Origin of the sequence: Rhodomicrobium sp. R_RK_3, assembly GCF_002198715.1 — a bacterium.
Classification (GTDB): domain Bacteria; phylum Pseudomonadota; class Alphaproteobacteria; order Rhizobiales; family Rhodomicrobiaceae; genus R-RK-3.
Window position 1 is genome coordinate 226,333 of record NZ_MWLK01000030.1, and the last position, 11,946, is coordinate 238,278.

At 60.3% G+C, this 11,946-nt stretch carries 5 protein-coding genes; 3 read left to right on the forward strand and 2 right to left on the reverse strand.

Annotated features, from left to right (window positions below; translation table 11 throughout):
• Window positions 1–12: 12 nt before the first annotated feature.
• Window positions 13–2,514 carry a DEAD/DEAH box helicase gene (locus BLEFHOIH_RS17315; protein WP_088347271.1) on the reverse strand — a complete coding sequence of 834 codons (2,502 nt, stop codon included), beginning with the start codon at window positions 2,512–2,514 and terminating at the stop codon, window positions 13–15.
• 391 nt (window positions 2,515–2,905) lie between these two features.
• Between BLEFHOIH_RS17315 and BLEFHOIH_RS17320 the strand changes: the two genes are divergently transcribed.
• Both BLEFHOIH_RS17320 and BLEFHOIH_RS26770 read left to right on the forward strand, forming a co-directional pair.
• A complete protein-coding gene (locus tag BLEFHOIH_RS17320) occupies window positions 2,906–3,637 on the forward strand; it encodes a hypothetical protein (RefSeq protein WP_125461766.1) in 732 nt (243 codons plus the stop codon).
• Window positions 3,638–3,651: 14 nt separating this feature from the next.
• A complete protein-coding gene (locus BLEFHOIH_RS26770; RefSeq protein ID WP_088347273.1) occupies window positions 3,652–5,055 on the forward strand; it encodes a hypothetical protein in 1,404 nt (467 codons plus the stop codon).
• Between the two features lie 589 nt (window positions 5,056–5,644).
• Here BLEFHOIH_RS26770 and BLEFHOIH_RS17330 read toward each other — a convergent pair.
• The gene (locus BLEFHOIH_RS17330) at window positions 5,645–9,286 is read right to left on the reverse strand and encodes an ATP-binding protein (protein ID WP_088347274.1); all 3,642 of its coding nucleotides are present in this window, start codon (window positions 9,284–9,286) and stop codon (window positions 5,645–5,647) included.
• Window positions 9,287–9,857: 571 nt separating this feature from the next.
• On the opposite strand from BLEFHOIH_RS17330, the gene BLEFHOIH_RS17335 reads away from it, so the two are divergent.
• On the forward strand, window positions 9,858–11,945 hold the full coding sequence (locus BLEFHOIH_RS17335; protein WP_088347275.1) for an ATP-dependent helicase: 2,088 nt from the start codon (window positions 9,858–9,860) through the stop codon (window positions 11,943–11,945).
• Window position 11,946: the final 1 nt, after the last annotated feature.

Here is an 11,946-nt window from a genome sequence, read left to right on the forward strand (position 1 = left end):
GCATCCCCTGACTCACGTCCGCCGCCCAACGACATCCGTGGGAGTCGCCGCGGCTGCCAGTTCGTACCCAAGGCTTCGATATCCCACCTGCCGCTTCAGTGCCATGCGGGCGAGCATGGCGACGCCGCTGTCGACGTAATCGTAGACGATGACTTCGCGCTTGGCATGATGTTCGCGATGCAAGCGACCGACATATTGGGCGAGCGTGCCTTTCCACGAAATCGGCATGGTCAGGAACAGCGTATCGAGCGAGGCATCGTCAAAACCTTCGCCGAGGTAGCGCCCGGTCGCCAGCACGAGGCGCTCCTCGCCATCTGGCGTATTGAGGCCGGCCTCGGCGGCGCGCCGTTCGGTGACATTCATGCCTCCGTATAATACGACCAGATTACGCGTGAACTTTTCGAACCGGCTGCGCAGGTGGTCGAGATGGTCGCGGCGCTCAGTCAAGATGACCGGCCGACGGCCCGCTTGCAGGCTGGTCAGCACGTCGTCAAAGATCATGTCGTTGCGCTTCGCGTCAGCGGCCAGCGCCGCATACAGCGTGGTCATCTGCTGGGGACCGGTTGCTTCGTGACCAACAGGTGTCCGGAAGCCGGTCTCCCGCAATTTGACCTTGTGCGCGAACGCACGGGTGGCCGCCTGCGCCTTCGCGTCGACCCGATATCTGACCGGCCCGCATTGCATGAAGATGATGGGGTGGTGGCCATCCTTGCGAGCGACGGTCGCTGACAATCCGAGTACGTAGCGGGCCTTGGTCCGGCGCGCGACGAGTTCGAAGCTGACGGCGGAGAGGTGATGACATTCGTCTACGATCAGGTGCCCATAGTCACCGACGAGATCGCTTACTTCGCCATTGCGGACGAGACTTTGGATCAGCGCTATGTCGATGCGACCGGAGGGCCGGCGTTTGCCGCCGCGGATGGTCCCGATGTCGCTATCGCCGATCGAAAGAAATGTTTTGAGCCGTTCGCGCCATTGGTCGACAAGTTGCTGCCGGTGCACCAGTACGAGTGTGTTGCAGCCTCGCGTCGCAATCATTTTCGCGCCCACCACGGTTTTGCCAAAGGCTGTCGTTGCAGCCAGCACACCGTAGTCGTGGGGCTCGATGGCAGCGACGGCGGCCGCCTGCGCGTCATGCAACGTGCCGAGAAAAGTGAGCGACAATGGCTGGCCACCATGACGCTCGTCCGTCAAGATCGGGTTGATTTCAAGCCCCTTTAGCAACTCCAGCGTTTCATCGAGACAACCACGAGGCAAACCGACGTGATGGGGGTGGAGTTCGGCGCATGAAATGATGCGGGGCTTACCGTAGGTCGGCATCCGCATCGCTTCAGCGCGGTAGAATTCCGGGTTCTGAAACGCGGCGATCCGCACTAACTGGGCTACAACAGATGAAGGCAGCTGCGTCCGATCAACATACACCTGGTCGGCAAGCACGAGGCCAACCTGCTCGGGCATCGGTTCTGTGGACTTCGGTCTTTGCCGCCGCCGTGATGGCGTCATCTTCCACGGCTCATCCGCATTCTCGTCATCGACTGGCAGTCTGACACCGGTGGATCCGCCGGGCATGTCTGCCTCGGCTCGTCCGATCACCGCGGCCACCTGTGCGGACGACAAGCGGCGCAGGCTGCCGAGAAATGCCCACTGGTCTTCATAGGGTGCCAGCGCATCGTCGACGAAGACGCTGTTACCATTTTCGCGCGCCAAACGCTGCAACGGAAGGGCAATAAGATTGCCGAAGCCGCCCCTTGGCATCGTATCCTGACTAGGAAACAGCCGATCATACGACGCAAAACCAATCTCAGGACGACGGTTCATAGCGCGAGTCAGCAGCAGCGTACCTAGCCGCCGGGCTTCCGACGCGGCGACCGCTTCCGCGAAAAATATCCAGACATGGCCACCATTTCCGGATCGCGACCGCTCCAGCGCGGCTGGCACATCCAACTCTCTGCAAGTTTCCAGGAACGCTTTGGCGTCGCTAACCCAATCCTTTTTGTCCAAATCGACGGCGAGGAAATAGCAAGTGTCGTCGAACAGGAGCGGATATACACCAGCGACGAACCCAGTCTCGCGACGGTTACTGCGAATGCGATCTTCACCCCGCAAGTGGCATTCGACAACGTCGTCAGAAGCACCAACAAAAGCCTGGTTCGGGCAGTCGCCGCACTTGACCTGCGGCTTGCCACAAACGCCCCGAACCCACTCGTTCAGGCAAGCAGGTGAATACCCGGATCGCCCCGTCTTCAGGTTCTCCCAACGCAATGGCACCACATCGGTGCGCCCTGCGAACAGTCGACGGAACAGTCCTATTTTCTCTGCCACGGTCGAGTTGCGTGAAATGCCGGGCTTGGACGGCGCGGCCGGCGCCGCTGCAACCGGGATCGGAACTGCGGCTCGCTGTAGTTGATCCAGTCGTGCGACAAGCCGATGGCGCTTCAGATCGAGCTCGGCTAGAGCCGCACGGAGTTGGTCGATTCCATCGGGCTCATCTGCCTCCGGCAATGGGTCGGTCATCGAAAGACCTGCTATTCGTCGCCGTGCGCATCGTCACTGCATGCCACGAGCCGCAGCATCTGCGTAATGACGACAGTTGCACCAGGCGTGGCATCCGCTCGACCGCGCCGCTACCATTTCTCGGTCATGTCGCCAAGCAAAATTGTAAGCCGTTCGCAACAATACTCGCGAGATACTCCTCGGCAGTCTCTGGCGGGTTGACCATGCGGGGCGAACGCTCGAACGACCTGGCAGCGTAGCCGCCATTCACGCAGGAACGCCTTGCGCTTCGTCTCGATTTCCGCCGTCGACGCCGGCTCGCGGATCACGGGAAACATCAAACTCGCCCGCCTTGCGCCCGTCAGTCCTGCTTGGTATAAAATGCTGTAAAATTCTCAAGCTTTTGAGTGCTATGGAGCAACTTCACTTAAGCCCCATTGAATGCGGCGTCCTATTCATATTGACGGGTGAAGGCCGGCCGCTCAAAGAACGCGCAGAGATTAGCCAAGTCCACGGGCTGACAATGAGAAAAGCTCATCGTGACCGGCTTAAATCGCGTGGCCTCATTAAATCATCCTCCGCGCCTTTTGTGCACCGTCTAACAAAAAAGGGCGAAGACTGGGTCAGGAGCCAATTTACATCGTCAGCAAGCATACCCGCGAAGTCCATGGTGCCTTTCGGAGCCGTGGCGGCCGCATTTAAGCAGCTTTCGGATCGGCCCGGCAACGCCTCGCCTGCTGGCGAAAAGAAAAACGGCAGCGATGAACTGTCCCGGCATATTGCAACGGCGGCGTGGAGCGAGGCGGACGAAGCGCTGGGCGAAGCCTTGCAAGCAATTCCTCGCGTTCAGGGCGCGATAGAGAAACTGGAGGGTTGCGGTGCGGTTGACGCCAATCTGGTACGGCAGGCCCGGCTCGCTACAAATCTCGTTTTTCAGGCCGTGCGATCTGCTGCGCGGAAGCGCGAATTATGGCTGGGCTCCGAACCCGGCGCGGAAGCGCCGTTCGATCCGGTACGATATTACTCGGACGATCATCTGTCCTATGGCGACCAGATCCGCGTCGTGAAACCGCCCGTGATTCGAGGGCAGGGAACAGCGAGCGTGGTGGTACGTATTGGCGAGGCTGCTGCAATCGGCAAGTGAGTGGTGGGGGCAACATGGCACGGCAGAGCAAAAGGCGTGGGGCGGATTGGATCGGCTGCATTGATTTCGGCACCGCTCTGTCCAAATTCGCGATGGTCAAGGCCGTGGACCGCGAGGAGATCGCTCCGGCGACGATCAGGCCGCTTGCTATCGCTCAGGGGCCTGGTCAGCAGGCGCGGAATGCCTTCCTTCTTCCTTCCGTCATCTATGTGAGCGGCGCGCAGATTTTGTTCGGCCAGGAGGCTGAAAGCGCCGCGATCCGGGACGAAGCCAGCGGCCGCCTAGCCTTCGTATCGCCGAAGCAGTATTTGAGCACCTTCGATCTGGATCAGGTCGACGGTCTTCTCCATAAGGACATCGACCCCACGGGCAAGTTCACGCCGCGAAAATTGCTCCAGCTCTTTCTTGCATATTTGGTCGAAAGGGCGGGGAGCGAGGCCGAAAAACAGGGGCTTCCCTGGCCTGTGCGATTGCGGATCGCGCGCCCGGCCTGGAATGCCGGAAGAGCGGAAGCGGGCGAAGCGCTTCTCAAGGATCTCGTCAAAAGCGGCTTCGCGTTGGCCGACAATCTGGGACCCGCTCTGACGGCGCCGGGCGGACTGTCGCAGCGTCAAGCCCTCGCCGCCCTCAAGAAATTGCCGGTTTCGGCGGCAAGCGACGCGGACTTCTTCCAGCTTTCGGCGGACGGCAACGTATCGGTGCGCGAAGCAACCGCCGTCGCCTCGGGATCGATCCGAGACAATGGCAGGCGCGTGGTGGTCGTCGCCGACATTGGCGGCGGTACATCGGATTTCGGCGCTTTTGCCACCGGGCTGGCATGGCGCAATGTGATCGCCGAGATCGAGGGCAGCGCCGCGGTTCTGACCGAGGCCGGGGATCATCTGGATATGCTGCTGCGGCTATTCATCCTCAGGAAAGCGGGCCTGTCGGGAGACCATCCAGCCGGAGCGGGCGCGGCGCGGCGCCTTCTCATTCATGGGCGGCAGAACAAGGAGCGCTTGTTCTCGGAGGAATCGCTGACCGTTGAATTGGGTGACCGCGATGTGGAAGTCACGCTGCGGGAGTTCCTCGAACAGCCCGAGGTTACCCAATTCGCCGACCGGCTTCGCGAGCGCAGCCGCCGTACGGTGGAGGTTGCCGTGGCCTGCGCTCGAGACTTTCAGCGAGTGAGCCGCAGGCGCACTCCTGTGAGTTTCCTGCTCACCGGCGGCGGTCATGATCTGCCGATGGTTAAAGCGCTCGCCGCCGATCCCGGTGTCTCCTGGCATTATGAGGAGGCCAAGCCGAACGTTGCAGCCAATGCCGAGGAACTGGATTTCTACAATGTCTACCGCCAGCTAGCGGTCGCGATTGGCGGCGCTATCCAGGAGTTGCCCAAAGAGACCGCGCCAGTGCGAATGGAACTGCGCGTCGAGTAGGTCCGCTCGAAGTGACGGTCGACGACCGATGCTCACGCCGCGAAACCGATCAACACAAACTGAGACGCTGCCCGAGGCGGCCGTCAGAATGGGGGAGGCCGGAAACCGCTTGTTCTCGCCACTTGCTCCACCCGCCAGGGATCGAAGCCGGGCCGAGACCCTGCGCGGCCTTGGCGTAGCAGGGGCTCGGTTCACGAGAGCCCGGCCTGCCGGATGGCAGGGGCGCCCTGAGCATACTGATCAGGCCTGAATTTCTGGCGCCTTCAATGATCGTCCGACATAAGCTTCGGAACACGGAACGCCATGAAGCCAAGGTCACGGGTCACTTCGGTCGTCAGCCTCCCTCTCCGCCAGCACTCAAATATGCGACTGGGTTGCCTCAGTATTTGGCCTCCATTTTTCGTATCCCCCAATTTATCCCCCTTGCTGTTTGAAAATTTCTCCGCGCCTGACCGCTGAGGTTATCCTTGCCCATGTCGGGGATCTGGATCACGGGCGCCAGCCTATTCGAGGTCCTGCACCTCGTGGGGAATTACCAGCGCGATTTGCCGGCAGATCTGGTTCGACGTACTGAATCCGCGGCCCAATCTTAAACTGGCAACCGCGCAGAAAGCATTTTGAACGCGCCGTGGCTTTGCCAGAGCTGGCGGTTGCCCACGACATAAAGCCTGCGCTTGGCGCGGGTGACAGCAACATTGACAATATTCGGCGGATATCCGGCCCAGCCGCGCGCGCCGTTCTGGTTTTCGTTCGGCGCACCCAGCAGCAAGATCACGGCGTCAGCTTCCCGCCCCTGGAAGGTGTGCACGGTGCCGATCCGCTCATAGGCCCAATTCCTCGCGCTTAGCTTCGAGAAGCGCCGGAGCAGGCCTTCGCGCCGCATGATGAGCTGGCGCATCTGGTCCTGCACGATCCGGAACGGGCTGATGATGAAGATGTCGGGCTCTTCGCATCCCTCATCGGCGACAGATTCCAGAAGGCGCAAAACCGCTTCACCTTCATGGGCGCTCCATTTGCTTGCCGCACTGCTCGTCACATGAATCCAAGAGGACGGCCCCAGCACTTCACCAATGGAAGATGGCTTGCTCTGAACAGCCGAGACCATATTCCTACCGTAAGAGACCGCATTGGAAATCCCGAACATGGGCTCATCGCAACGCCGGTGCACGAGCAGTGGAGCGCCGACGCGAATATAAGCATCTTCTCGCGCGAACACGGCGGCATACGGCCCGGCCCGGTCAGCGAGACGTTGCGCCGAGGAGTCGGGAGACGTCCATTCCAGGTGATTGACGCCAAAGGCTCCGGCCAGCTTTTGCACGAGCATGGGCGATAAGGTAACGACCGGCTCGATTTGGAGCGGATCGCCGACGATGACGGACCGCCTGGCACGCATCAACGCTCCGGCGGCCGCCTGCGGCAGGGCCTGCCCAGCCTCATCGATCAGAAGCCAGCCCAGGCTTTCCGGAGGCATGGGACGGAGCATGCGCCCCACGGACGCGAAGGTTGTCGAGACCACAGGCGTCACCAGGAAGAGCGTTGTCCAGAGCGAGGGCAGCACGTGCATCCGCTCCTCGGTCAGTCCTTTGCCGCGCAGAACATCGAAGAGGCAATTGAGGTTGTTGCGTACCTGTTTGGCGGCAGCTCCAATGAAGGCGCGGTGCAGATCGAAGGCGGCGGTGAATGCTTCATCCCGGAGGCGTTGGGTTTCATCATCCAGCCAGGCAGTCGAGATTTGCAGGTCTTCGTGCGATTGTTCCCAGAACTCTTCTCCGGCCAGCCGCTGGCCGAGCTCGGCATCGGCTTGCATGAGAACAGTGCGTACACGTCCCAAATGCTCTTTCAGATCGTCGGCACGCTGATCCAGCGCGTTGCTGCGGGCCTGGGCAGCGTGCAGCATTTTCTCTGCAGCGGCGGCATGGCTTCCCAGCGAACGAAGCTTCTCGGTGAGGCTCGATTTCTCCTGGACCAAGCTGCGTTCAATTTGCTGCCAACCCCTATATGAGGCTGTCCCGAACAGCCTTGCAAACAAGCCGGGGCGGGCATTTTGGTGCGCCTCTATCCGCCTCTTGTTGGCGAGAATCTCCTGCTCGCAGCGCGCCAGAAGATCGCGAGCCGTGGTATGGGCCTGGAGCACCGTATGCAAAGGCTCCTTCGCTGCATCAGTTTCGGCGCGCGCGGAGGAAAGGGCCTCCTGAAGCTCAGAAAATTGCGAGAGCGCGTCCTGATATTCATCCAGCTGCTCCAGGCGTTTCTCGACGCTGGCGCGGCACTTGCGAAGCTTCTGAACGGCGCTGGTCCAGCGCTTCAGCGCTTCAGCCTGGCTGCGGGGCGGGTTCTCCAGCTCGACGATTTTGGCGAGGCGCTCGAATTCCTGCCCGGTGATCGGGTCTTTTTCGGTAACGATCGGCTTTTTGCCTTCGGCGGCATACAGATAGGCATGCAGCCCGTAGTCCGGGTCCTTCCAGAAGCGTTTCTGAAATTCGAACCTGTTGCTGGAATTGCCGAGCACGGCGGCGGCGAGGCCCCAGCAGGACTCCGGCTCGCCGGTCATGTTGTCGGCGATGGTGCGGAAATATTCCGGCGCGCGGGCCTCTTCGATCTGATCCAGTTCCGGCAACTCGCGCGAGACGTTCTCGACCGCCTTGTTGTTGGAAGAGGCGACCAGGATTTCGTGGCCGCGCACACGCTCATCCATGGTGTAGAGATGCCGGAAGCCCTGACCGATTGTGTATTGTCCGGCGTGAGAAAAGGCGTCTTCGGGTTTTTTGAATTTCGCGAGCGCTTCGGCGCGCGTAAAGACGATGTGGGCGACAATGTCGCGGAGGAGAGTGGTCTTGCCTGTGCCGGGTGGACCGTTCACGGCGACGATCCCGGTCTTATCGGTCAGATGGGCTTTGGCGGCATTGACGGCCGCTTGCTGAAGCAGCACGAGAGAATGCCCGCCCCTAGTCGGCCATCGGGCAAAGGGCGTGCAGAGCGGCGTCACCAATTCCTCAACGGCCTCGCGCTCATTGAGCAGATCAATTTGAGCCTCGGGGTGCTCCATGCCGAGATATTGGCGGAGCGTATGCGGCAGGGCACCGCGGACCACGAGATCGCGGACGCGGGCGAGGTCTTCAAGAAAGAAGCTGTTGAGCAGGAGCGGCTCCGGCTCTCCGCCGACGGAGAAATGCTGATACACGCGGAGCGCAAAATACGGCGCGACAACCTCCCGTTCCTCCAGGGCGAACGTATTGCAGATCGAGCGGAATGCGCCTGCAATCAGCTCCTTGGTCAGCGGCAGGATTTTATCGTCCTTGTAGCGGATCAGATAGTTCTCCAGCGCTTCGACCATACGGCGTTCGATGGCGGGCCATGCTTTGAGCTCGCCCAGATTCCCCTGGCGCGTGTGCTGATAGCCAAAGCCAAAGCTGGAGACCGCGATGCCATTCTCTGGTAGCGGCCTGCCATGCCGGTCCACCGTGATGCAGGCGAGCGGCGCAAAGCCGGTCTTGAGCGTCCGCTCGGAGCGTTTGTCGCCGAACTTCTTCAAGAGAACGGCTGTTGCTTCATCGACGCGGATCGCGCCCAAGGGCACGTAGTAATAAAGCTGGGTGCTCGGGCGCGCTTTCTCCCCGGTCTGCCAGGGAAGGGGTTTTCCGTCAAAACGCGCGACGGTCCTTGGATCACCATCCCACAAGTCGGCAGGCTGCTTGTAGGTCTGCGGCGAGAGCACTTCGAGCGCGGTCCAGCTCTCCACGATATCGGTGGGCTCGTTCCGGATCGGCGCAGCCACGACCTCGACGGGCTCGGACGCCTCGATTTCTCCATCAGTCAGATCGCCGATATCGAACAGAGCGGGCTCCTCCGGTGGCCCATCATCCATCTCGCGCATATAGGTGATCGCTTCTTCTCCAAAGCCATCGAACGATTGATGACCATTCACTTCTTCGGAGCTATCCGGCGTGTCGCCCGGCTCAACGTCGATCTCAATTTCCGGTTCTTCTTCCGGCTCTGGAGGTGTGGGAGGCGGCGGTAGCGGCAGTTCATCTTCCGGAGTGGGCGGAATGCCGCCTTCCGGATGACGGGCAATGGCCATCGCCACCCTCCTGCGGAGCGCTACGGCGCGTGGCACGCTGCGGTGCTGGAGTTCGCACTCCAGGAGTCTGAGCAGCGCAATCTGGTTGGCTGCATCAGCGAATAATTGTTCGAGCGCATTGATGCGCTTGTTGATAAACGGACGCGGGGACATTGGACCTTCAAAGTCTTACAAAAACCAACTGAATACTCGGATATGCGGGAAAGCAGCCGGGGTTATTTATTTTTGCCCGGAAGAATAACGTCTGGAAGCTCCGAGATAAAGAGGGCACGCGCATGAATTCATGCGTGGGCATATGTGGAGCAAATTGCCAAGCGGATGCGAGGTCCTGAAGACACAAAGACCGGGCACAGGCCAGCTCTTCGATGCCATCGCAATCATGATATCTCATGAGCTTATATAAGGGCCCGATGAAAGGTCGGTCTAAGATCATGCGATAGACGCCGAGCGCTTTACATTCCAAAGTTACGCCTGCGACCTGAGACATCGGCTTTGTCCGTCCATTAGCTGTTCCCGGCTATGCCAGCGCTCAACACGGGCCTGTCTCGCCGCTTTTGCCCGTGCGATTTATTGGTGAAAAATCGGAGGTTTTCTTTGTTCAAAGGTACAAAAATGGTCAATCATCTCACTCGATCTAAGCAAGGAGATAATGCAGCAAGCCTGTGTTGTATGTTCTTTCTTCATGAAGTGAAATTGCTTCCCCGCCAAACAAATACGGATCTTCATGCCGCTTGCGAATGCCCCTCTTGACGACGTCCAGCGCCGCTTCGTCGAAGCTGCGGATGGCCATATTCGCCTGCTTGCACCTGCAGGTAGCGGCAAAACGCACTCGCTTCTCCATCGGTGTGTCGAGCTCTTTGAACGTAACGGCGGCGCCGTCCGCTTTCTGATCGTCACTTTTACGCGCGCGGCGCGGGATGAATTGCGCGCGCGCCTGCACACCGGTCCCTTCGCGACGATTGCAAGCTCATGCGATGTCGTGACCTTGAACGGATATGGCTGGCGGTGCGTGCGCGGCGCTTTTACCCAGCCGCGTCTTTCGGTTTCCGAGTTTGACCGGCTGAACCTTGTGCGCGCTCAGCTCTCGTCGGCATGGGCGGAAATCGAGCCTTTGCGCGCCGGGATGGAGGCGCACGCCTTCAACCTTCCAAGGTTGCTGGCCAATCTCCTCGACACGATGAAGACCCTCGGCTTCGACCATGAGAAAGGGACGTTGCGCCATGCCAACGATCGGCTGGAGGCGCTCGATGAACTGGGCCTGATCAATCTTCTCGATGAACCGCGCGAAAAACTCCTGGAGTTCGGAGTGATCGAGAACGGCCGCTGGGAGAGCTTTCTTGACGTCGCCCTGCCGTTTTTCGTCAACGCATGTCGCCTGCAACAGGCCCAGGCCGCCTTCACGATGGAGGATCAGAAATATTTTGGCTGGCTCGTGCTGCGCCGCCATCTCGCTGAGAACAGGCGGCCCGCACTGGATGCGGCGATCACCCATATCCTGGTCGATGAATTCCAGGACATTAATCCGTTGGACCTCAGTCTCGTCCTGACAATCGCCGATCTTCACAGCAGCCGGCTGACCATCGTTGGCGACGACGATCAGGCGATCTTCGAATGGCGTGGCGCCGCGCCGGACTTCATCCTCCTGCCGAAGATGCATCTGGAGCGCGAGTTTTCCACCCATATCCTGACCAAGAACTATCGCTGCCCGCGCAACATCGTCGAAAAAAGTGCAAGGCTGATCGCCCACAACAAGCGGCGGGAAAAGAAGGATATGATTCCCGTCTCGCTGGCCGAGGCGCAGATCGACAGGCTGCACGGCGAAGCCTTTCTCGATACGACCAACAAAATCACGGACGAGATCGCCGGCTTCGTGAGGGCGCGGATTCCCGGCGCGCGCATGGCGCTGCTGTCGAGAAAGCGCGCGCAACTCATTCCCTATCAGATCCTTCTCGCCCGTGATGAGATCCCATTCTGTGCGGCTGAGGATCTGCACGTCTTCCTGTCCGATACATTCGACCGGCTGCTGCGTGCGCTTCGTATCCGCCACACTGCCTCGCAGATGCCCGCGCTTGCGCAGATGGGCATCCGCCTGCCAACCGTCGTTGATGACATTATGGCGCTGAGCGACAGCGTGCAGCGCTATCCGCTGAGAAAGGCAGAAGCCGACGCCATTGCAACCTATCTGCGCAAGTCTCAGCCGATCACCTATGACGCGGCGCTGGAAGCGCTCCAGGCCTATTCCGGTCCCATCCGCGGCAAGGCGGATGACAGCCGGACGGTCCAGAAGTTCGCCATCAGCTTGCGGAAATTTCTGCACGCGCCGCATGTGCGGGGGGCGATCGAGGCTTTGCAGACGCTTTATAGCGGCTTCAAACAGGACTACGGCCGTGGCCAGGAGGACATTTTCCTGGCTGATCCACCATTCTTTTATCTTGCCGCCTTTGCGGGCACCTATGGAGAGGACTTCCAGCGCTTCATCGACGATCTCGACAAGGCCAAGGCGACGTTGGTAAGGCTGCCGGGCATGGATGGGGGCGACGATGGGGTTGATGCCGAGTGGCGCAAGCCCGTGCATCTGATGACCGCGCTGCGGGCCAAGGGGAAGGAGTTCGACACCGTTGTCATGCTCGATGTCGTCGACGGCATCTGGCCGCTGCGCCGCGCAAAGACCGAACGGCAGGTCGAGGGCGAACGCCGGCTCTTTTATGTTGCAATGACGCGGGCGAAAAAGCGGCTGATCGTTACAACGAGCGGTCGCATCGGCGACGAGGTGGCTCTGCCATCTCCATTCCTCGCCGAGGCCGGTCTTTAGT